The following is a 23,732-nucleotide window of genomic DNA, read 5'->3' as shown; positions in this document are numbered from 1 at the left end:
AAAACGATTCCGAAAATCAACAATTCGTAAGCAGTTCCATATAAAATAGCTAAACCAGTGATTGCCCATTGGCTAATATTCTTATCGCCTAAACAATCTGATACATTTCCAGTCCAACACTTAGCACTCAGCATGTTTGATGATGGCCCCGTTGTATCTTCTGCAGACTTTTCTCTTTCAAAGACACCAGACTTATCTTCATCTTTAACTCCCTTAACCCAAAATGTCATTTTGTTTTGAATAAAGACTTGTTCATGAACATAGCCCCTAAATAGTTGTTACTAAGGCGTTTTTAATTCATCAGGATTACAGATGTTGTGAACTTAAAAAGGATATTACTCACCTTTATAAAATTGTCATTTGTTAGATTTAGTCACTGAATCTTTTTGTTTGGTATCTTAGCGGCCTTCCACACTCATATAAAAAGGGTTCACCCACAAAATGCGGTGTTCACACATTAAGTCATTTTCACATAAAAAAAACCGGATTCCTCCTCTAAGAGGTTCCGGTCTTTCTTAGTAAAATGCAGGAAATATCTAGTGACGTGCTGCACACCCCGCTATTATAATATTTCAATAGAGCCTTCTGTTCCATGAACGCGTATTCGCTGTCCATCTTTTATCAATTGGGTTGCATTTTCAACTCCAACAACTGCAGGTAAGCCGTATTCACGCGCGATAACCGCTCCATGGGTCATCAGTCCGCCAACTTCAGTGACCAGGCCTTTTATGGATACAAACAATGGCGTCCAGCTGGGATCAGTATAGGAGGTAACTAATATATCTCCATCTTCCAAATCGGCATCTTCCATGTTTAAAATAACCCGTGCCCGCCCTTCTATGACTCCCGAGGAAACGGGCAGCCCTGCAATCGCACCGGCCGGGAGATTTTCTCGTTTGTACTCGCCTGTAACGATTTCACCGTCAGATGTGATAACACGCGGCGGAGCTAGTTTTTCATATACTTTGTACTCGCCTTTTCGTGTGCTGATGATTTGGTAATCCAATTTATGTGTGCGTACGACTTCCTGAAGTTCTTCAAAAGTGAGATAGTATATGTCTTCTTTTTCATGAATAACGCCCGCTTCTGCGAGTTGTTCGGCTTCTTTCAGTAAAGCCTGCTTATAAACGAAGTAGCGGCTGATCATGCCGTATTTTGGATATTCTCTGAACCCGCTGAAGTTCCGGATGATGCGGATCATTCGTTTGGTTTCTTTGGCTTTTTGTTCACCATCCGGTAATTGCTTCAATCGGTCTAATAACTCTTGTTCTTTCTTCAACGCCTCCTGCCGCCCTTGCTCAAATTTCCGCTGGCTGGCATTTGGCTCAAAGTTTTTGAGATTATTAAGAATCATAGAGACAAGTGCAGTTGGTTTTTCGCTCCATCGAGTTCTTGTCATATCAATTTCTCCGGCACATCGCATTCCGTACTTGTTGAGATAAGCATAGATAGCGTCATAGGTTTCCCGCCCGCCTTCAAACGTCACCAGCCTATCCAAAAAGTGATCATCTTTTACATTCTCTAAATAGGCAATTACTTCTGGATAAGGGCGGATCACATCAGCGACGTCTAATAGCGCAAGCCCCATTTCTGAGGTAATATTATGGGATACAGATTGAGAAAGCGTGTCTGCTGCGTTTTTTTCACCTAACCACTCGTTCATTTTTTCGTTAATCCATGATGAAGCATCCATTGCAGTTCGAATCAACACCGAACTTTTTGGGTTAAATAAAATCTTCTTTAATTCCTGGATATCTTCCAAAATAAAACGAAATAAATCAGATCCTGATTTCGCCTGGATGTTTTGTTTTAACTCTTCTATCGATGCTTGACTGCTCTTAATCAAATCAGAAACAATTGCCGGATCGTTTTCAGCTTGTTCCGGCATATCTGCATCGCCTTTGCCGGGAATCGGTGCCGTTTTATCAGGTATCGGCTTAATGAAATCATCTCGCTCTATTATGGTCATAAGTGCGTCTTTTAAGAGCGGATCGTGCTGCCCCATGCCTTTTAAGAAAACTTCTCTGACATTAGGAGATGCCAGCTGATGTGTGACATCAACGAATAGCCTTCCGCCGGCTTTACGCATGGGTGCAGCAGTCGTCAACAGAAAAAAAGACAATCCAAGGGGTTTTATGGGATCCGTCATCATTTGCTGATGACCAACAGAGATATAGACGTGATTTTCTTGATCGTTCGCTTCAGGAACGGGGTATAACGTTGTGATCGGACGACTTTGGACAATATAAAAAGTATCGCGATCCAAACACCATTCGATATCTTGCGGCTGGCCGAAATGAGCTTCGATCTGTCTCCCGATACGTGCCAGCTGTAAAATTTGTTCATCAGTCAGTGTTTGAATCTTTTGCTGATCAAGAGCGATCTCCTGTGTTTCTGTTCCGCCTTCTTTTCGTCCATAGATAGCCAATTTTTTAGTTTCTATTCTCTTATCGACGATTTGCCCGTCCTGTACTTTATAACAATCGGCAGAGACTAAGCCGGAGACAAGTGCTTCACCAAGTCCAAAACTGGCATCGATGGACAGCAGCTTTCGGTTTCCGGTTATCGGATCAGCGGTAAATAAAATTCCCGAAGCCTGAGGGAACACCATCCTTTGGATGATAACGGATAAATAAACTTGGCTGTGATCAAATCCATTTTGCATACGGTAAATGACCGCGCGATCCGTAAATAGGGACGCCCAACATTTACTGATATGCTGCAAGATCGCATCGACGCCGGTAATATTTAAATAGGTGTCTTGTTGACCGGCAAAAGAGGCATGCGGTAAATCCTCAGCTGTCGCACTGGAACGTACGGCATAGGCATGTTCTTCGCCGAATCGGGAGAGATGGCAAGCAACTGCTTTGACTACATCTGAAGGAATTTCTGCTTCCATAATGGTTTGCCGGATTTTTTTGCTGACTTCACCAATTTGATTCCGATTCTCCACTTTCAGCATGGTCAGTTGATCCAACAGCGCTTGTAACGTTTCGTTTTGTTCAATGGCTTTTTGATATCCTGCGGTTGTGACACAAAATCCTTCCGGTACTTGTATTCCTTGAATTTTTGATAATTCCCCTAAATGTAACCCTTTTCCTCCAACGAGCAAAGGCTGTGTTTTTTCAATTTCGTGAATGCCGAGAACCAAAGAACTCATTCTATATCTCCCCTTCAAAAAAATTTGACAAGAGCTTTTCAGCATGATATAATCATAATATAAGATGGATAACTATGAATTTTCACACAGAAAGCACGCGTGTTCTGATTATATCACCGTGTCTGTTTTTGTGCAATATAAAAAGAACCTGGCCAATTTGGCGAGGTTCTTTCTTTATTTTTGTCTAAAGCTCTTTAAAGCTGTGTTGAGATCTTTTGTGTGAACGTAAATGTTCTTATACAACTCGAATAGTGTTTTATATTTTTGAACATTTTGTTCTTTTGGATAAAATGCAGCTGCTTCATGAATGAACTGCTCTGCGCATTCTTCAAGAGAGTCAAACCACCCGCTTCCGAAGGCAGCTAACATCGCAGCCCCCATGGCGGGACCTTGTTCATTCTCTAACTTAACCACCCTCGTATTGAAAATATCAGCCTGCATTTGAAGCCACGTTTCATTTTTAGCTCCCCCGCCAATAGAGACAACCGTATCAACTGATTTTCCCGCTTCGCGGAATAGCTCAATTGATTCATATAAAGAGAATGTGATGCCTTCCATTATCGCCCTCAAAAAGTGCTCTCTTTTATGGGCTCCGTCCATTCCGATCAAGCTTCCCCGAATAGATGAATCAGCATGCGGCGTTCTTTCACCGACTAAGTAAGGAGTGTACAGCAGTCCATTTGCTCCTATCGGAACAGATTCCACTCCCCGCAATAATTGTTCAAACGATTCGTTTGGCGCAAACGTTTTTTTAAACCAGTCCAAGCTGTACCCTGCAGCGAGCGTGACCCCCATCGTATAAAATGAATCCTTTTTTCCATGATTAAAAAAGTGCACTTTCCCTTTAAAATCTCTTTCTTTGTCTTCTTCACAGGAAAGTATGACTCCTGACGTCCCAATGCTGCATAACGTTTTTCCGGAAGAAAGAATACCGGCTCCGACAGCACCGCAAGCATTATCTGCTCCCCCAGCGTACACTTTTGTTTTTTCCAACAGCCCAGTCTCCGCCGCAACGCTCGGAAGCAGCGATCCTACACAGTCATGGGATTCAACAAGCGGAGGACAAATTTCCGCTGAAATACCAAATTGATTGCAAATCTCATCGCTCCACTCTTTGCGGGTCATATGTAAAAGTAACGTTCCCGCCGCATCGGAGTATTCGGTGTGAATGGCGCCAGTCATGCGGAATCTCACATAGTCTTTCGGAAGCAAAAAAACAGCGGTTTTGTTAAAAAGTTCAGGCTCATGTTCCTTCACCCATAACATTTTAGGTAATGTAAACCCTTCAAGAACACGGTTTTTTGTGATATCAAGCAGATGATCGCCAAATGTCTCGGTTATCCTGCTACATTGAGGCGTCGTTCTGGTATCATTCCAAAGAATCGCATGACGCAGCACCCGCCGATCTTGGTCAAGCAGTACTAACCCATGCATTTGTCCTGAATAGCTAATCCCGTCAATATCCCCGGCTTGAACGTTGGATATCGAAATCAATTCAGCCAATGCTTCAATTGTATGCTGCACCCAGTCTTCAGGATTTTGCTCACTATATCCCGCCTTCTCTTGGATGAGCGGGTAACTTTTGGACGTTTCTGCACAAACCTTGCCGTTTTGATTGACTAAAATGGTTTTAACGGCACTCGTTCCAAGATCTATTCCAATGACATACTTCATTTTTTCACTCCTTCCTCTCTAAATAGATCCCCATTGAAATGACCCGCCATAACAGTAACTTCATGACGGGCAATTCCGGGAACTTGGCTGCCTGCATTTTTTTACAGCGGGATCTGGAGCTTCTTTTTTCATTATACCTGTAAAATGTATTGGTTTAATATCGCTTTTAACCGCTCCTGTCTCCCTGATTCGTTTTTAATTGGCTGATTGTTCAGCGCATATTGCTCAAGTGTCTTAAAATCAGCTCTTCCTTCTGCAATTTCAAGACCAATCCCTTCAGTAAAACTGCGGTAACGGTGTTGAATCACATCTTCAAACACACGATCTTCGATTAATTTGTGGGCGGCTTTCAACCCTCTTGCAAATGTATCCATCCCTGCAACATGGGCATATAGTAAATCATCAGGCTCAAAAGAAGATCTTCTGACTTTTGCGTCAAAGTTTAATCCGCCGCTTCCAAGACCGCCATTTTGCAGGATTTCGTACATTGCTAATGTCGCAGAATATAAATCTGTCGGAAATTCATCTGTGTCCCAGCCTAAAAGGGGATCACCCTGATTCGCGTCAACAGAGCCAAGAAGGCCATGCACTCTCGCCATGCGTAATTCATGTTCGAATGTATGCCCGGCTAATGTGGCATGATTGGCTTCGAGATTTAATTTAAAATGATTGTCTAAGCCATATTGCTTTAAAAAGGCAATGGTTGTTGCTGCGTCCGTATCATATTGATGGGTGGTCGGCTCTTTTGGTTTTGGTTCAATCAAAAACTGCCCTGTATACCCGATTTCCTTCGCATAATCCACTGCCATATGCATAAATCTGGCCATATTATCAAGCTCAAATTTTAAATCGGTATTTAACAAAGTTTCGTACCCTTCACGTCCGCCCCAAAATACATAGTTCTCCGCGCCAAGCTCTTTTGCTGTTTCTAATCCTTTTTTTACTTGGGCTGCGGCATACGCAAATACATCTGCATTACAAGAAGTCGCCGCACCATGGACGAAACGGGGATTCGTAAACATGTTTGCAGTATTCCATAATAACTTAACGCCGCTGGTTCTCATGTAGTCTTTTATCATGTCCACGATTATATCCAGATTTTGATTTGTCTCTTTTAACGTACTTCCTTCCGGTGCGATATCCCGGTCATGAAAAGCAAAAAATGGCGCATCCAGTTTTTCAAACAGCTCAAACGCTGCATCTACCCTCGCTCTCGCCAGATCCATGCCTTTATAGTGATCCCACGGTCTCTGCATCGTAGCTGCGCCAAAAATGTCTGTGCCGTCAGCGGTAAATGTATGCCAATAGGCAATAGAAAATCGCAAATGCTCTTTCATCGTTTTTCCGCCAATTACTTCTTGAGAATTATAGTATTTAAATGCTAAAGGATTCGTGGATTCTTTCCCTTCGTAAATCACTTTGTTTACGCTTTCAAAATAGTTGACTGAACCGGAATGAGAGTGAGCCATGTGTGATTTCCCCCTTAAAAATAAATTCTAAACATGATCATTCAAATACAGATGCTTTTATGTCATGTTGCACATTAGTTTGTTGCCCAAACAAACTAACTTATTTTCATCTTATATAACCTCATCAGTATTTTCAATATTTTTTTTAGTTTTTTACGAACACATTAGATATAATAAAGGTTGGATTCGCTATGTACTGCGTTTCGCACGATAACACAGAACGTTCAACTTAATTTAAAGATTATACAAATGGAGTGGATGAAGTGGATATCGCTGATCAAGCCTTTGTCAAAAAAGTTAACCAAAAGTTATTACTAAACGAAATACTTAAGAATTCTCCTATTTCAAGAGCAAAATTATCTGAAATGACCGGATTAAATAAATCAACTGTTTCGTCACAGGTAAACACATTAATGAAAGAAAACCTCGTATTTGAAATAGGTCAGGGACAATCCAGCGGCGGCAGAAGACCTGTCATGCTTGTTTTTAATAAAAAAGCAGGATACTCCGTAGGAATAGATGTTGGCGTGGATTATGTTAATGGCATTTTAACAGATCTTGAAGGGACGATCGTCCTTGATCAACACCATCGTTTGGAATGCAATTCTCCAGAAATCACTAAAGATATTTTAATTGAGATGATTCATCACTTTATTACGCATATGCCCCAATCTCCGTACGGGCTTATTGGTATAGGTATTTGCGTGCCCGGGCTGATTGACAAAAATCAAAAAATTGTTTTCACTCCGAACTCCAACTGGAGAGATATTGACTTAAAATCTTTCATCCGAGAGAAGTTCAATGTGCCCGTTTTTATTGAAAATGAGGCAAATGCCGGCGCATATGGAGAGAAAGTATTTGGAGCTGCAAAAAATCACGATAACATGATTTATGCAAGTATCGGTACAGGAATAGGGATCGGCGTTATAATCAACAATCATTTATATAGAGGGGTTGGCGGATTTTCTGGAGAAATGGGACATATGACAATAGACTTTAAGGGTCCTAAATGCAGCTGCGGAAACCGAGGCTGCTGGGAATTGTATGCTTCAGAGAAGGCTTTATTAACATCTCTTCAGACGAAAGAGAAAAAAGTGTCCAGCCAAGATATCATAGACCTCGCCCATCTGAATGATGTTGGAACTTTACAGGCATTACAAAATTTTGGTTTCTATTTAGGAATAGGCCTGACCAATATTTTAAATACATTTAATCCGCAAGCCGTCATTTTAAGAAACAGCATCATTGAATCGCATCCTATGGTTTTACATTCAATTAAAAGTGAAGTGTCATCCAGGGTTTATTCCCATTTAGACAATAGCTATGAATTATTACCATCTATCCTAGGAAAAAATGCACCCGCTTTAGGAATGTCCTCTATTGTGATTGATCATTTTCTCGACATGGTTCATAACTGAAATGTACATACTTCTATGTTTACGCTCATCTTTAAAGATGGGTTTTTTTATTCTATGAGTATTTCTGAATCAATACTGACATAGGCACCTTCTAATATGAAAAAGGAGTTCTAAAATAGAAATCTCCTTTTTCATGTGCTAATTATTTTTCTTTATAACGGAAATATCTGAAGTCGGCCGGAATATGATTACCGCTCGTATCTTGGCATTGCATCCCTACAAAAGCTCCTGTAAAGAATCCCCCGCCGCGGATGTAATCATCTGATAATTTTTTCGATTCCAATGCAATGTCAATTTTGTGCCAATCTTCGTTGTTAAATGAATAGAAATAATAATATTTTTCGTTTTCAATATTCACTTTTAAATAGACATACTTGTCTTCACGAGGAATCACAATTTTATTTTTTAACGGTTGTGAAAAAGAGAAATTATCACATATCGTTAATTCAAGAATACGGCCAAGTTCTTCATCATACGTGACTTGAAGAGCCGTCCAGTTCTCTGTATTGTAATAGTTCACCAATCCAGCGGCTTGCTGAAAATTTTCCGGATAAAACGCAACAGCCGTTTCGGCTTCAAAATGGAGACTTTGCCAGCGTCTGGCTACAAATGCCTGAGTAAATGTCGAAGTTAAGGATTCATGGCCGTATAATCGTAAATGATTTGGCACTTGAGTTAATGATCCTAATTTCTCCGTAAACGGAATTCTTAACGTTTGAAAATTAATATTTAATGTTGCATCCTCAAATTCATCAACTTCCGGGTACGTTGCTTCAAACATTGTTTCAGGTATAGAAGGCGCATCCACCTCCAAGCTCCCTTCTTTTCCGCCTTTTACATAAGGCCAGCCATCTTTCCAATAGAGCTTTTGAATAGCAGTTTCTCTGCCCAGAGGACAATATCCTCTCTGCTGAAAAATTGAATCATTGTCCGGATGAATGGGACGTCCCGTTAAATGAGCTAAATACCACTCATCTGTATGTGTTTGTACAATGGATGCATGTCCGCATTTTTGCAGCGGATTTTCCGGCGCATGCCATGACGTTAAGATAGGATTATCAGGATGAACTTCATATGGACCCTCAATATTTGCAGAACGGGCAATTGTAGCAGCATGTTCGAACCGCGTTCCTCCTTCTGCGGTTAATAAATAATAATAGTTCCCGATACGGTAAAGGTGCGGCGCTTCTGTCAGCTTTCTTTCAGTTCCTTTAAATATCACTTTCGGTTTACCGATTAGTTTTTGCTCCTTATCAGAATATTCCTGCATGACAATACCTCCAAAGGAGTGCCGATCAATACGCTGATCCCATAACATATTTAATAAATATTTTTTTCCATCCGTATCATGGAACAAAGAAGCATCAAAACCCGAGCTGTTTAATGTGATCGGCTCCCCCCACTCACCATTAATCGTGTCACAAGTCACTAAATAATTGTGGCAATCTTTCCAGGCGCCATCTACGACCTTAACATCCGTATAGATCAGCCAAAACTTTCCGTCACTGTAACTTAAACATGGCGCCCAGACCCCGCCTGAATTAGGATTTCCTTTCATGTCTAATTGCGATACTCTCTGTAATGGATGTGCAACTAAGTGCCAATTGACTAAATCTTTTGAGTGGTGTATCTGGACTCCCGGAAACCACTCAAATGTAGATACAGCGATATAATAATCCTCTCCAACCCTGCAAATACTCGGATCGGGGTTGAATCCTTTAAGTACTGGATTGATAATCTTCATTTTGAACTCCTCCTCAGCTATTTTCTGTTGACTCATCATGTTTTAAGCTTTGAAATCGTCAATATGATCCAAATAAACTTTGTCTCTATTCTCTAATTCTCGAACCATGCTTTTATATTTTTTCTCATCTAAGTTATAGAAATTAATATCAATCATGGCCAGAACCAGTAAGAACACGGGAATAATGGTTGTTGTAATTAAAATTCCCGTCAATGCCTCCGGCGTTTGCACCTGATTTGCCACATATCCAAACTGATCTAGAACCAAACCCGGTACAACCCCTCCCAAAGCCATACCGAATTTAAAGAAAAATCCGATAATAGCGTATATGAGACCGCCCATTCTTTTCCCAGTCTTATACTCTCCATATTCTATTGTTTCAGGAATAAGCGCCCACATATATCCCCCGGCAGTGAGACTTCCGGCAGCGGCCAGTAATCGAAAGGAAAGTATGAGGAATACATTACTTGACGGAACGAAAAGTAAAGCTAAGAGGCCGATCATATTCAGTAATAATGCATAGTTTAGTAATTTCTTCTTCCCTAATAATTGATGAAGCTTTGGAATAAACGGTAAAATGACCAAAGCAGGCAAACTTCCCAACAAACCGTACCACTTCACCAAATCCGCTCTTTCTAAATTATACGTTACGTAATAAATGCCGACCGAATTACTGATTGAATTCACTCCAAAAATAATAATAAAGAAAATACTTAATACAACTAGAGGCCGATTCACACGAAACTGCTCAAATATATCCGAAAATTTAATTTTTTCTTCGGATTTTTGAAGCGTGACACGCTCTTTTGTGCTTTTAAAACAAAAGATTAAAAGGCACCCGCCTATAACTCCCATAATACCCATGGTTAGCTGCCAGCCAAGAGATTCGCTGCCGGAAGTATCGCTTAAATAAGCAGCCAGTAAGGGAACAAAAAATGCAACGACAAGTCCCCCAAGATTCGCAAATAACATACGGACAGACGTTATACTAACAACTTCTTGATTATTTCTGGTCATTGCAGATGTTAACGCGCCATATGGCACGTTTATCATGGTGTATGTAAGCGATAAGCCGACATAGGTGATATAGGCATATATTAATTTCCCCATATCCGAAAAATCCGGGGTTGTAAAACAGAGTATTGCCAATATGACAAAGGGAAAAGCTCCGAATAAAAGATACGGTCTAAAGCGGCCAAACCTGCTATTTGTTCTGTCAACTATTGTTCCGATAAAAGGATCAGCGAGAGCGTCGATGATTCTAACCACTAAAAACATCGTACCGGCTGCTGCTGCCGATAAACCAAAAACATCTGTATAGAAGAACAAAAGATACGTAGACACTGTTGCATAAATTAAATTACATGCAAAATCTCCAGACGCATATCCAACTTTTTCAACCATGCTGATCTTCTTTACATTTTCACTGAGCATGATTTCCTCCCCTTTTCGATCCTTTACATAAGGAACATGATGAAATGGTATAACATTTCTTCAATTTTATCGGCCAGTGAGCGGCATATAAAAGCGCTTTCAAAAAATGACAGCGGTTTACTTTCACAGAGCATTTTCAACATCCAAATGGTGATCAGATAGCAGTGAACAGGATAAAAGCTTGGCTTTCGCTTTTTATATACCTCCAATTAAATCGAGCCTCTTATCCCCCTCCCATTTAAGACCTTTACATGATGGACAATTAAAGTGGTTTTATTAGTTTGTTGATCGAACAAACTAACTTGATTTCATATTATAAAATCTTTTCTGCTTTTTCAACTCTTTTTTCAGAGAATTTAAATCAGGTTTGAAACAAAATGACTGCTCCAGTTTTTGTATATTCAGGTTCGCAAATATTAAGAAATGTCAGCGTGCGGTAAAACTGAATTAGAGTTGGTAAAGGTGGCTGCAGAGATAAGTATGGAAAGTCTGTAATGACTAACCGAGGGTTTAATGGATATGTGAAACAGAAACACACTGCGGTTAAAAATATCGGCAGCATCTTAACTTTTAAGTGACAGTTTCCCTCAATCGTCCTCTGTGCCAACCTGAAAATAAAAAAGCCAGAGAGTATGTGAGGATACTACCTGGCCTAGTGCTGTTTAACCCGGCAAGAGCAGGAAAAATGACTTTGAGAAGGCTCAGTAGGGTCGTTTGAAGAAGTTAACGATAATGAGCAATTCACGAGACAACCGTGAGTTTTCCGCCGCTGGGGACTAAAAGCGGGTATTTTTTTGTTATTAAGTTCATTTGTCAGGTGTAGAAGGAGCCAGCTGGATTTTGCACAGCGATAAACAGCCTTTTATGCTCAGCACAAGAAGTTCCTCCGTGAGCTACTGACATAGGTGAGATGGTTAAGAAAAAAACTAGAGTAACAGAAATTATAAGTCATTTACTCTTTTTTTCAACTTTTACTTTGTCATTACCAAACATGTAGCCAAAAGCTATCAATATTGCCCCGCCAAAACGAAGATATTGGCGATATTCAAAATCTTTAAAAACAGTAACCGCTCCAACTATCAACAAAATACCTATTATAATAAAGGCATTCAAAACTTTATCTCTCAAAAAAACGCCTCTTTTATAAATTGTATCTACACTTCATTATACCTATTGTGGATTATTTTACCACACAAAACACTTCTTGATAACTGGAACAGGTCTAAAATATATAAGTACGCAAGTTATCAATAATCTCCTTCGGTGGTTTCCCCAGCGCCTATCCGACTTATCTTTCATCTCCACATAAAAATATAACCATCACTTCTGACGTGTACTCTGATATCTCAGAGAAACGAAAATTCGTCAGTTGATGGTTATGAAGAATATATGAACTACTCCCCCATGTCTGGTCAAAAGATGGTTAAGTGGACTGCCGATTTCAACTATATCTTATGGCCAAAATCAAAAAATCCCCTGACACCAATAGTGTCAAGGGATTGAGAGATTAATACTGAGACATGTATTGTTCGCACTCCTACGGATGAACCTGTGTGTGGATTATAACTTAGGCAATATTTCAATGTCATAACACATGATAAACGTTGAATTAAAAAGGTTTTGTTATGTCTCTTCGAATAAGAAATCATCAAGTATATTATATTTGCGGGTATTTTGGGGTGCCCACACCTGTTCATTTTTAAATTTTTATTGTAATCTAAAGATATACATATAAAGGGAATGATGTCATTGAATATAAATAAAATAAGATCGACTTTATATAAGACTGCGAAGATTTTAGGCGATGTAAACGCAGCAAAAAACGGCACATTAGGAAAAAGAGTGGCTCGCCGTGCAACTGGAAAAGCTACAAGTAAGATTATCAAAAGTATATTTAAGTAAGGAATGAGGCATTTAATTTGGCTGAACTATATAAGTTTGAAACGTTATCTAATGATTACCCTGAATTATTAGAGAACCTTCTAACAGGGAATGGGTTCTCCATTGAATTTAATGATAGTTTTAAATACGGTGGGCTCCTTGATTATCTAAATCATGAGCAAAAGTTGGACAATATAGAGCAAGAATTGTTCAAATCATTTAATACCACTAACTTTGAATTTGTCTTAAATTCTTTATTAACAGCAATTAAAATTAATGGGACTTATAAAATAAAAACTGAAGATTTATGGAAAAGCTATGAGACAATAAAACAACACTTGATTTATGCAGTAAAAGGAATTCACCCTGAACGATATAGCCTGGATATCAAGAAATTAGCTTGGAGTTTTAATATATTTAAAAGCAACATCTTCACTACAAATTACGACTTATTGTCATATTGGGCATTATTAGAGGTGAAAAGGTCTAAGGGGAAGAACAATACTGGTGATTTCTTTCTCGGAAGAAGACCGGAAAATTTGACTTTTCAACCGGATTATTTTGAAGAACATCAGTTCAAACTTTATTATCTCCATGGAGGATTGCACTTTTTTGAAAGTAACGGAGATATAATAAAAATTAGATCGGATAAGTACAAGATATTAGACACTTTAACTAATGAATATGATAGAGGGAAATTTCCTTTATATGTATCTGAGGGCACTTATCAAAATAAACTTGCACAAATTAAAAGAAACAGATACTTAAATTTTTGTTATGACAGACTTTCAAAAACTTGTAAAGGAATAACTTTATTTGGGCAGAGTCTACAACCTAAATATGACCAACACCTCATTGACGCTATAAAAAAGTCTAATGTAAAGTATATAGCTTTTGGAGTTTATGAAACTCCCGTAGAATCTAAGGAATTTATTATGGAAAATATAAAAAAGAATTTTAGTGATATAGGTGATAAAGAAATACTTTACTTTGATTCTCATAAATTCTTTGATTCAGTTAAATCAATAGCTCACAAAAAAGCTAATACGCAAGGCTTTGGAACAATATTTGATGAATTCCCTGACCTTGTCTAATTCTAAAAGGAGTGATTTTTTTGAAAGAATTTTATGAAATTAAAGAGATAAAAACAGATGTTAATAGATACATAAAAGATGGTTGGATATTAATTGATTCTTATAAAAAAAGAAATTATGACGATGGGGAATATATAATTTATACAGTTGGTTATCCGTACAATAGGAAACTAGAGGATCTAACAGAGATAATTAATATCTATGAAAAATACGGTTTTAAAGAGCATTTATTTAAAAAAGTTGCAAAAGATAATGGTGAAGACTTCTCTAAAATAACTGATTATAGCTACATAGATTCTGAAACAAATAAAACAACCACATTTATGAATTGGTTTGAGAAAAAATTAGGAACTAATCGAAAATATGCTGTAAAAGTGAAAGAAAAAAAGAGCCGGGATGATGAAAGTAAAATATTTGAAGAAAACCTCCCTTTTGAATAAAGCCCTCCTCAATGAAGGGCTTTTTTTATTTTAATGAAGCTTCCAATTTTGCTTTCATTTTCGGCCCGAAGATACCGTCAGCAGACAGGCCATACATGGACTGGAATCGTTTGACCGCATTTGCTGTTTTCGGCCCGTAATAGCCATCTATTCCGTTGTTCTTTGCTCCTTTGTCCGGATAGTAATAAAGAGCCGCCAGAGCTGTCTGGATTTGTTTTACGGCCGATCCCTTAGTTAAAGGGCTTGTCACTTTAAAAACGCCTGATGGCAGCGTGTAAGATGATTTCTTTTTACCGGATGAAGAGCTAGCCGAGCCAGTCAGCTTTAATACTTGGCCGACTTTGATAAAATTCGGATTCTTGATGCCGTTCAACCTTTGCAGGGTGGCCATGCTCACGCCATTTTTCTATGCAATGACAGAAAGAGCGTCGCCTTTCTTGACGGTGTACGTCGCCCCGCTTGTCTTGGTTTCTGTCTTCGCTGGTGAAGATGGCCCGCCGCTTATACCGGCCTTAAAAGAGTCCCACCGATCAAGCAACTTGCGCGGACAATACTTACCGGACCAGTGTTGATGCGGAACGACATTTGCAAGGTTCCCGGGGTTAAGACTGTTTAAAAGGCTAACCCTCCCCTAACGTTCCTTTCCTCCGGTTCATATGTGCACCTGCTCCCCATCGGTGGTATGAGAAACTACCCAAATAAAAAAGCACCCCGCAGGATGCATCAAGTTATTATATTTAAAACAATGTTATATATTGTTCCACTTATTGAATACAACGACTTCATTGTTTCAACATCACCAGTAAATTGACTTATTTTATTTATGATTTTTTGATATTTACTTACAACTTCTTCGTTAGTCTCACTTTTCATTATTTCTAGAATTTCAACAATTAGAGCAAATGTTTGTTCTTGTTTGTCATTGTTTTTTCTCATTAAAAATGAAATCTCTTGCAGGACAGCCGTATTTCTCTCTATACCAGTTAGAAGTTTAAGAGTTTGTTCCCTATATTCTTTTTCTTCCGCATCTCTAAGTTCAATTTCTGCATCTGTTTCTTCTGCTAATATTCATCCATTTGTTTAGAAAGGTCTTCTCTAAATTTGTTATGAAAATCAAAATCAAGGTCAACCCGCTGAAATAAGTTTGATTTGTTAGTCGACATATTTTCCACCCCTACTTTATTATCGGTGAAAGAGATGAAACAAGGAACAATTTGCGAAATTTGTCGAACAAAAGTCCTTTCACATAGTAGTCTCAAACGTAAGATGCTTTTTTTCAAAAATAGGAGTAAACACGTATTATAATACGTGTTATAATAAATATATAGAAAGGAGATGGTAATCATCTAATGAGTTCGCAAGAAATAATCAAGCTAATTGAAAAAGATGGTTGGTACGAAGTCCGAGCAAAAGGAAGTCATCATCAATTCAAACATCCGACAAAGCCCGGAACGGTTACCATCCCACATCCTAAAAAAGACTTTCCAAAGAAAACATTGAAATCAATCCTTGAGCAGGCGGGGCTAAAATAGCCCTCCTTGCAAAAGGATATATAAATATAAATAATAAGAATAAAAATAAAATAAAGGGGTTAATAAATTGAAGAAAGATCGTTACATTTATCCTGCTCTTTTCGATTATGATGACGACGGCATCACTGTAACATTTCCAGATTTACCTGGGTGTATCACTTTTGGCAACTCCGACGAAGAAGCTTTAGCAATGGCAAAAGAAGCTATGGCCTTGCACCTTTATGGCTTCGAACAAGACGGCGATATAATACCTGAAGCTACACCTTCAAGGGAAATCAAAGCAGAGGAAAGCCAAAGCATCGTTTTAATTGAAACTTGGATGCCCCCATTTCGTCATGATATGGAAAATGCAGCAGTTAAGAAAACACTTACTATCCCCCGCTGGATGGATGACATCGCAAAAGAGCATAAAGTGAATTATTCACAGTTGCTTCAAGAGGCCATTAAAGAACATCTTGGGATTTACAAAAATCCAAGGTCTTAATTGCCTTAAGTTAAGCAAAAGTATTACAATAAAAAGTAACAAGCGCAAAAAATAATTATTTAAATGGGCAGCCTACCGGTTGCTCTTTTTTATCAACTCCTTATGCTAATCGCTTAATAAGAATTGCGCCTCACACATACTTCGAGAGGAAGCCAAGTACAGTAAGATCGAAGGTAAAACGAAATTACTATTCCCCGATACGGCCGCCGCAGACTAGCTGCTATCCAGGTTCAGAATGTTCCTCTCGTTCGGCTTCATTCCTCAACACCTTTGTCCCGTATCCGGATACGCCATTAATAAGGGTTAGGCGCGTCACCCGTGTTTTGTTGATAGGTTAAGTTTATCGAGATTTCAAACATAAATAGTCCCCCTTTTCTCCCCCAATTTGTTCCCTGTTTTGTCGGAAATTTGACGCTTATTTGTCGTGTTTTACACCCAAATAAAATAAACAAAAAAGAGCAGACCTAAGTCTGCTCCCTTCAAAATTTTATGATTTGTCATTATCAGATAGCCTTAGAACCGTAATACTCAATAATATTAAGCCTATAAACGTGCCGTATTTTCCGGTATCTATATCTGTGAGTGGAGCCACAATATATTCAATTAAGAATATAATAATAGCTATTGAGACTAATATACGATTCATTTGACATTACCACCTTAATAATTAACCATTTCTCCAAGGTACAACAACAGGGGTACCAATTATCCAATTATAAGAAATTCCGTACTTTCCATTATCGGATACTTTTTTTATGGCATACTTACCAGCAAACATTGCCCCTGCAATTGCTCCAGCATATACTGAAATCCCAGGTTCCATATAAATATGGATGTCTTTCGTTTGGCTGGCTGCTAAGGATTTTTTCTCAATGATCATGCGTTCTTCATCATCCAGGCTGTTTTCTAACGCCCTTTCCATCTGCTTAACCTTCAGTTCATTTAATATATGAAAGAATCTCTGATTGAAGGAAACGGGCTGATGCCAGCGTCAACCGATTCCTTTTTATTCTCAAGCTGTACTTTTAATGCTCGATAATCTTTGAGTTCTTTGATCACGATTTTACGGACTGCCTTCAAATCTACTGGATGAAGGAATGAAAGTTGTTCTGTCACACCCGTCCTCCTTTCATAATTAGGCAATGTTTTATTCAATATCAAGTTTATAAAAACCCAAGCGCGTGATTAAATACCTAAAACAAGAACGATAAAATTTACCTAACACGGAATACATAATTTGGAAATAAGATGCCACTGTAAATAATTTTCCAAATGAGCTGTTTGAGAATGTATCCAGTGTATTACCCTTATTTTGTTCCATATTCAGTTAACCAAGAATTTGATTCATATCGAATTCATGATGAATTCGATCAAAGAAAGTATGAAGGTCGCGTAGGCCAAATTGTTAGAGCCCCTGCAGACACTGAATTTTGGAAAGTTGGTACACGTGTATTTATTCACAGAGTATTCTTTGACTCGCGTGGTAGAGAACATTTATATGTAGTCTATCCAATACAAAACCCTTCAGGACAATGCAGAATAAACGGTGTACAAATCAGCCAACGAAAGTTTGATGGAGTAGCATCCTATAGTGCAATGGAGTAGTTTCTTCTTTCTAGAATAAATTTATTTGACATTTAAACAGAGTTTGCACATGCTCTGCTGTAATATTATAGCCCCTTTATCTTTTTATTAGTTTCATGCTTCTTAATCTTTTCCAATTACAACATTATTTTCCTAAGCATTTCTTCAATTCTTAAAGGGGCCGTATATTTTATTTTTAATAACTAAAACAAACTCACGGTCGGTTCCAATGCACGCAAAATCTCCAAATACAATGTTCCTGACTAATCCCATTACTATTTCCTTCTTTTGATCTTCTTAAGATTTAATTCACACAAGCCCGCCTTTCAACAGTTCCCGGGCCATATAACGAAAGGGGTGGTAAATGTAATTTCCGGTAGCGTAGGTCTGATAAATACCGTTAAAAAATTGTAACGAACTTCAAATGTTTTCAAGCTACCCAGCAACGCTTTCGGTTCATACTTTGAACGATATTTCCCGATGAGAATCTTTTGGTATCCTTCCAGGTCTTCCACCAGAAGAGTGAAAGGATGTCTGGATGCCCGAATCAATTCATTTTCAGAACGGGAGCGGTCTTTTATCGACTGCACCAGCTCGTCCACTCCGTTTTTCCGCAATTGCTGCATTCAAATTTCCTTTGAAATTGATTGCCGCTTTCTTTTTACGGAGATAATCAAGAACATGCTGATTTTTTTGCTCCCTCGTATCCACAATTATGACCATGCTGCCCAGAATTTCTTTTAACTCCGTTTCCGATTAGTTACAGTGAATAATTGTCATGCTTTCTTCCCCTTAAAATACGACATGTCCCCATCATAAATTTCTATGGAAAGCTGGTCCTTTTCCTCGCTCTCAAAGTTTGAAACGGATTCTTTTAGCTCCCTCCAGCCGTTCTCCCAAAAGAGAACGAGTAATTTCATCACTTTCATAACTGATTCAAAATCATGATTGAACCAGTCGTCTATTTTTCTATTAATATCTTGATCAATGCCCATGTAATAATTAATAATTTTATCTATGGTCTGTTTTACACTATGTTCATGATCCGAGTATTCACCTTTCAAATATCGAATAATACAAGAACGACTGGATCATAAAAGTATTCAAGTTACGTCAAATATTTACTCACACATCAGCAAAAAGATTGACAGAGATTCAATGAATAAGTACGAGGACTATATCTCCACACTTATGGAGTAATTTTTTATTGATTTTTTGTGGGTGTTTTGTGGATGATACTTGATTTATATTAAGATATTAAACTTGTTAAGAAACCAAAAAATCCCCTGACACCAATAGTGCCAAGGGATTGAGAGATTAATACTGAGACATATACTGTTCGCGCTCCCACGGATGAACCTGTGTGCGGAACATATCCCATTCGATTTCTTTTGCTTCGATGAAGTGTTCGAACAGGTGCTCGCCGAGCGCTGCAACCATGACTTCGTTTGATTTGAATTCGTCGAGAGCTTCCGCCAGTGTCGCCGGAAGATCTACGATGCCGTTTTCCATGCGCTCTTCTTTGCTCATGACGTAGATGTTGCGGTCAATCGGAGCCGGTGCTTCAAGTTTGTTTTTGATTCCGTCAAGGCCTGCTGCAAGCAATACGCTTAACGCCAGGTACGGGTTTGCCGCCGGGTCTACGCTGCGGACTTCAACACGCGTGCTGATGCCGCGGGAAGCCGGGATACGGATCAGCGGGCTTCTGTTTTGCGCGCTCCAAGCCACGTAGCAAGGTGCTTCATAGCCCGGAACAAGGCGTTTGTAAGAGTTCACTGTCGGGTTTGTGACAGCCGTAAAGCTTGTCGCGTGTTTTACGATACCGGCAATGAAATGTTTTGCTGTTTCACTCAGCTGAAGATCAGCGTCTTTATCAAAGAATGCGTTAACGCTATCTTTAAAGAGTGATAGGTTACAGTGCATACCGGAACCGTTTACGCCGAACAGCGGTTTTGGCATGAATGTCGCATGCAGACCGTGTTTGCGGGCGATCGTTTTGACAACCAGTTTGAAAGTTTGGATGTCGTCACAAGAACGGATGGCACCGGCATATTTAAAATCGATTTCGTGCTGACCCGGAGCAACTTCATGGTGAGATGCTTCGATTTCAAAGCCCATTTCTTCAAGCTCAAGCACGATATCGCGGCGGCAGTTTTCTCCCAAGTCAGTCGGAGCCAGGTCGAAGTATCCGCCTTTATCGTTCAATTCAAGCGTCGGTTCGCCTTTTTCATCTAATTTAAACAGGAAGAATTCAGGCTCAGGTCCAAGATTGAAATCGCTGAAACCGAGTTCTTTCATTTCTTTCAGAATCCGTTTGAGGTTGTTACGCGGGTCACCTTCGAACGGCGTGCCGTCCGGATTGTAAATGTCACAGATGAAGCGTGCTACTTTACCTTTTTCAGCCGTCCATGGGAAGATTACAAATGTGTTCAGATCAGGATATAAGTACATATCAGACTCTTCGATACGGACAAAACCTTCGATGGAAGAACCGTCGAACATGCATTTATTATCAAGTGCTTTTTCAAGCTGGCTCACAGGAATTTCCACGTTTTTAATCGTTCCGAGAATGTCTGTGAACTGAAGGCGGATATACTTTACGTTTTCCTCATTTACTAATTTTACGATGTCTTCTCTTGTGTACTTTGCCATTTCGTAAAACTCCTCCTCTAAAAGGTAAATGTATATAGCAAAACAGTTGCTAACGGATTAATGAAAGAATCGGGACATGTCACCTTGGCGGAAAGTATTTCCCCGCTGGAAACGGCCTGCCTGCATCAGTTCGTTTTTCAGAAGCTTTCTGAGTTCGTCATCAGACAGATCGTGCTTCATCGGTTTGGCGGTTTTTTCGGATTTTTCTTCCGGTTCGGCAGATGCCTTATCCAGAATTTGTTTGATTCCCGCCATATTGACGCCTTGTTCAATCAGATTTTTGATTTCTAACAGTTTATCTACATCATGGAATGAAAATAATCGTCTATTTCCTTCGCTTCTCGCTGGAAATATCAATCCATTTTCCTCATAATATCGAATTTGCCGGGCAGAAAGTTCTGTTAACTGCATGACAATCCCAATTGGAAATAAAGGCATTGAGCGGCGAATGTTATCACTCATCTCAATTTCCTCCTTTTCTTATCTTAGTCTCATTATAGGTGATGTTATATTTTGTGTCAACACAATGTAAGGAATCTTAACATCAAATTCTTTGAAAATTGCAAACGGCCTAGATCAGCTCTTTTTCCATTAAAGCATTTACAGCGCTGCAAATCGCATTTTTCACGTGCGCGTAGGTTAATCCTCCTTGGACATACGCAACATAAGGCGGTCTGATAGGTCCATCTGCTGATAATTCAATGCTTGCTCCCTGTACGAAAGTGCCCGCTGCCATAATGACATCGTCTTCATATCCCGGCATATAGCTCGGATAAGGCGTCACATGCGCATTAATCGGTGAAGCATATTGTATCGCCTGGCAAAAAGCGATCATCTTATCAGGGTCCTGAAACTCAACTGATTGAATCAGATCCGTTCTCGGCGCATTCCATGCAGGGTTTGACGTAAAGCCGAGCTTTTCCAGAAAACGGGCGGTAAATACCGCTCCCTTCAAGCTTTGCGCCACTACATGCGGAGCGAGAAAGAAACCTTGATACATTTCCTGCAGTGAATAAAGCGAAGCCCCGGCTTCACTTCCGATTCCCGGGGAGGTCATCCGGTAAGAGCAGGCCTCAATCCACTTGGCTTTCCCTACAAGATAGCCGCCCGTTTTAGCAAGGCCGCCGCCCGGGTTTTTAATCAGGGAGCCGGCCATAAGATCCGCTCCGACGTGGCAGGGTTCCCGCTCTTCTGCAAATTCTCCGTAGCAATTGTCCACAAAAACAATGACATCTTCTTTGATTTCCTTTACGAAACGAATCATCTCTTCAATTTCATTTATTCTGAAAGACGGACGATTCGCATATCCTTTTGAACGCTGGATGCCGATCACTTTTGTATTCGGCCGGATTGCAGCCCGGACCGCTTCAAAGTCCACTCTGCCTTCTGATGTTAAATCGACTGCATTGTATCCGATTTGAAATTCCTTAAGCGAGCCTGAATACTCCCCGCCTCTTACTCCGACGATTTCCTCGAGTGTATCGTAAGGCTTGCCTGTTATATAAAGCAATTCGTCCCCGGGTCTCAGCACACCGAAGAGCGCGATTGAAATCGCATGCGTTCCGGAAATGACATGCGGCCGCACGAGTCCCGCCTCTCCTCCGAACACATCAGCATAGATCTTCTCCAGTGTATCTCGTCCGATATCGTCATAACCGTATCCGGTTGAAGGCGTAAAATGCGTATCGCTTACTTTATGTTTTCTGTAGCTTTGCAGGACTCTCCATTCATTCCGTTCACTGATTTCTTCTATTCTTTTATGAACGGCGGAGATTTCCGCTTCTGTTTCTTCGGCGGTTTTTTGTAAAAGAGCGCCGTGGGTCAGTGTGTCAAACATGTTGTGTATACCTTCCTTACATGAATTTCTTCAGTTCTCCGAGTATGCTTTGTTCTTCCTGTACATAACCTGAGACTTCGTAGCGTTCATTTTCTTCATTAAAATAAAGGCTGTCGATCATGGTCTCTGATTTGATGCGTGACATCAATTTGCCTTCGGCGGCAGGCACATGAACTTCATACGGCGTCATCAGCTCCCGGCGCAAATAAGCTTCGATTTCCGCTTTTAGTTTTGCTTCATCCCCGGCGATTCTGGCGCTGATCATGATGTGGCCTTCTCCCGCTGTCGGGATGAAGTCAGGAAGTGTCTCATCACGTTTGTTATAAGCGGTCAGCACCGGAATATCATCTGCCTCAAGCTCTTTTAACAGACCGAGGACAGTCTGTTCATGTCCGGCATAATCTTCATTGGATGAATCAATGACATGAATGATCAAGTCTGCTTCCTTCACTTCCTCAAGCGTTGAGCGGAAAGCGGCAATCAGCGTCGTCGGCAGATCCTGAATAAAGCCGACCGTATCAGACAAAAGGACGCTGTAGCCGCTTGGGAGCGCCATCTTTCTCGTCATCGGATCAAGTGTTGCAAACAGCAGATCTTCTTCATAGCTGTCTGAGCTCGTTAATTGATTGAACCATGTTGATTTTCCGGCATTGGTATACCCGACGAGTGCAGCCTGAAGCACGCCGTTCTTTTTTCGTCTCTCCCGATAACGGCTTCTGTGGCGGATAACCGTTGAAAGCTGCACGTTAATTTCGTGTATGCGGTTTCTAATGTGGCGCCGGTCTGTTTCAAGCTTTGTCTCACCGGGCCCTCTCGTCCCGATTCCGCCGCCTTGTCTTGAGAGATTGATTCCTTGTCCGCTCAGACGCGGCAGCGCGTATTGAAGCTGAGCCAATTCGATCTGAAGCTTTCCTTCTCTCGTCTTCGCCCTTTTTGCGAAAATATCCAAAATAAGCTGCGTGCGGTCGATGATCTTCGCTTCAATTGCAGTGGCGAGTGATTTAAGCTGGCTCGGTGACAGTTCATCATTAAAAATGACCAGATCTGCTTCAAGCTCTTCACACAGCGCCTTCAGCTCGTCTACTTTCCCCTTGCCTATATATGTAGCGGCATCCGCTCTGTTCCGTTTTTGCGTAATCCGGGTCAGCACCGTTCCGTCAGCCGTTTTTGTCAATGAAGCAAGCTCTTCCATGGAATGTTCAAAGTGCTCATCTGTCATGTGCGGAAGCTGGCAGCCGACCAAAATGACCGTTTCTTTTTTTCCTTCCTGTTCGTTCAAATGGATGTTCCTTTCTGTGTCGTATTGGGCAGTAGTACTATCATACCAAA

18 protein-coding genes and 2 pseudogenes are annotated in these 23,732 nt (G+C 40.1%); 5 read left to right on the top strand and 15 right to left on the bottom strand.

From position 1 onward, the window contains the following. Positions 1-562: 562 nt before the first annotated feature. The 3 genes from ppsA to xylA all read right to left on the bottom strand — a co-directional run bounded on the left by ppsA (position 563) and on the right by xylA (position 6,303). Entirely contained in the window at positions 563-3,160 is a 2,598-nt protein-coding gene (gene ppsA, locus ACNFN4_RS19990) for a phosphoenolpyruvate synthase (protein ID WP_182072743.1), read from the bottom strand. A 174-nt stretch (positions 3,161-3,334) separates the two neighbouring features. After that, the gene (gene xylB / locus ACNFN4_RS19985; RefSeq protein WP_088056496.1) at positions 3,335-4,834 is read right to left on the bottom strand and encodes a xylulokinase; all 1,500 of its coding nucleotides are present in this window, start codon (positions 4,832-4,834) and stop codon (positions 3,335-3,337) included. 131 nt (positions 4,835-4,965) lie between these two features. Then, positions 4,966-6,303 carry a xylose isomerase gene (xylA, locus tag ACNFN4_RS19980; RefSeq protein WP_017417840.1) on the bottom strand — a complete coding sequence of 446 codons (1,338 nt, stop codon included), beginning with the start codon at positions 6,301-6,303 and terminating at the stop codon, positions 4,966-4,968. Positions 6,304-6,566: 263 nt separating this feature from the next. On the opposite strand from xylA, the gene xylR reads away from it, so the two are divergent. Continuing rightward, the gene (gene xylR / locus ACNFN4_RS19975; RefSeq protein WP_448200437.1) at positions 6,567-7,721 is read left to right on the top strand and encodes a transcriptional repressor XylR; all 1,155 of its coding nucleotides are present in this window, start codon (positions 6,567-6,569) and stop codon (positions 7,719-7,721) included. A gap of 142 nt (positions 7,722-7,863) precedes the next feature. Here xylR and xynB read toward each other — a convergent pair whose 3' ends face one another. The 3 genes from xynB to ACNFN4_RS19960 all read right to left on the bottom strand — a co-directional run bounded on the left by xynB (position 7,864) and on the right by ACNFN4_RS19960 (position 12,027). Further along, a complete protein-coding gene (gene xynB / locus ACNFN4_RS19970; protein WP_448200436.1) occupies positions 7,864-9,465 on the bottom strand; it encodes a xylan 1,4-beta-xylosidase in 1,602 nt (533 codons plus the stop codon). A gap of 42 nt (positions 9,466-9,507) precedes the next feature. Next, positions 9,508-10,899 (bottom strand): MFS transporter, encoded by a 1,392-nt coding sequence (locus ACNFN4_RS19965; RefSeq protein WP_021493442.1) that lies wholly within the window; start codon positions 10,897-10,899, stop codon positions 9,508-9,510. Between the two features lie 948 nt (positions 10,900-11,847). After that, on the bottom strand, positions 11,848-12,027 hold the full coding sequence (locus ACNFN4_RS19960) for a hypothetical protein (RefSeq protein WP_191389769.1): 180 nt from the start codon (positions 12,025-12,027) through the stop codon (positions 11,848-11,850). A 791-nt stretch (positions 12,028-12,818) separates the two neighbouring features. On the opposite strand from ACNFN4_RS19960, the gene ACNFN4_RS19955 reads away from it, so the two are divergent. Together ACNFN4_RS19955 and ACNFN4_RS19950 are read left to right on the top strand one after the other, a co-directional pair. After that, entirely contained in the window at positions 12,819-13,874 is a 1,056-nt protein-coding gene (locus ACNFN4_RS19955; protein WP_448200435.1) for a DUF4917 family protein, read from the top strand. Positions 13,875-13,894: 20 nt separating this feature from the next. Beyond that, complete coding sequence (locus ACNFN4_RS19950; RefSeq protein WP_191389765.1) at positions 13,895-14,314, top strand: hypothetical protein; 420 nt, start codon at positions 13,895-13,897, stop codon at positions 14,312-14,314. A 25-nt stretch (positions 14,315-14,339) separates the two neighbouring features. On the opposite strand, the pseudogene ACNFN4_RS19945 reads toward ACNFN4_RS19950, so the two are convergent. Both ACNFN4_RS19945 and ACNFN4_RS19940 read right to left on the bottom strand, forming a co-directional pair. Then, positions 14,340-14,909, bottom strand: a pseudogene (locus ACNFN4_RS19945) (peptidoglycan-binding protein); the annotation flags it as partial. A 128-nt stretch (positions 14,910-15,037) separates the two neighbouring features. After that, positions 15,038-15,250, bottom strand: coding sequence for a hypothetical protein (locus ACNFN4_RS19940; RefSeq protein ID WP_448200434.1), 213 nt, complete (start codon positions 15,248-15,250; stop codon positions 15,038-15,040). Between the two features lie 413 nt (positions 15,251-15,663). On the opposite strand from ACNFN4_RS19940, the gene ACNFN4_RS19935 reads away from it, so the two are divergent. Next, a complete protein-coding gene (locus ACNFN4_RS19935) occupies positions 15,664-15,846 on the top strand; it encodes a type II toxin-antitoxin system HicA family toxin (protein WP_448200433.1) in 183 nt (60 codons plus the stop codon). Positions 15,847-15,913: 67 nt separating this feature from the next. Next, a complete protein-coding gene (locus ACNFN4_RS19930) occupies positions 15,914-16,330 on the top strand; it encodes a type II toxin-antitoxin system HicB family antitoxin (RefSeq protein WP_191389759.1) in 417 nt (138 codons plus the stop codon). Positions 16,331-16,997: 667 nt separating this feature from the next. Here the strand turns inward: ACNFN4_RS19930 and ACNFN4_RS19925 are convergent. The 7 genes and pseudogenes from ACNFN4_RS19925 to hflX form a co-directional block, all read right to left on the bottom strand. Beyond that, on the bottom strand, positions 16,998-17,252 hold the full coding sequence (locus ACNFN4_RS19925; RefSeq protein ID WP_017417832.1) for a hypothetical protein: 255 nt from the start codon (positions 17,250-17,252) through the stop codon (positions 16,998-17,000). 20 nt (positions 17,253-17,272) lie between these two features. Next, positions 17,273-17,446 (bottom strand): hypothetical protein, encoded by a 174-nt coding sequence (locus tag ACNFN4_RS19920; RefSeq protein ID WP_014417984.1) that lies wholly within the window; start codon positions 17,444-17,446, stop codon positions 17,273-17,275. A gap of 777 nt (positions 17,447-18,223) precedes the next feature. Further along, positions 18,224-18,637, bottom strand: a pseudogene (locus ACNFN4_RS19915) (ERCC4 domain-containing protein). A 594-nt stretch (positions 18,638-19,231) separates the two neighbouring features. Further along, positions 19,232-20,566: a type I glutamate--ammonia ligase gene (glnA, locus tag ACNFN4_RS19910; RefSeq protein WP_007410365.1), complete on the bottom strand. Its 1,335-nt coding sequence runs from the start codon at positions 20,564-20,566 to the stop codon at positions 19,232-19,234. A 57-nt stretch (positions 20,567-20,623) separates the two neighbouring features. After that, entirely contained in the window at positions 20,624-21,028 is a 405-nt protein-coding gene (gene glnR, locus ACNFN4_RS19905) for a transcriptional repressor GlnR (RefSeq protein ID WP_007611631.1), read from the bottom strand. 109 nt (positions 21,029-21,137) lie between these two features. Beyond that, positions 21,138-22,403: a methionine gamma-lyase family protein gene (locus tag ACNFN4_RS19900; RefSeq protein WP_448200432.1), complete on the bottom strand. Its 1,266-nt coding sequence runs from the start codon at positions 22,401-22,403 to the stop codon at positions 21,138-21,140. 16 nt (positions 22,404-22,419) lie between these two features. Continuing rightward, positions 22,420-23,682 (bottom strand): GTPase HflX, encoded by a 1,263-nt coding sequence (hflX, locus tag ACNFN4_RS19895; RefSeq protein ID WP_015239904.1) that lies wholly within the window; start codon positions 23,680-23,682, stop codon positions 22,420-22,422. Positions 23,683-23,732: the final 50 nt, after the last annotated feature.

The organism is Bacillus sp. N1(2025) (assembly GCF_053470005.1).
Note: the sequence above shows the minus strand (reverse complement) of the source record. Positions and strands in the feature narration are given on the sequence as shown.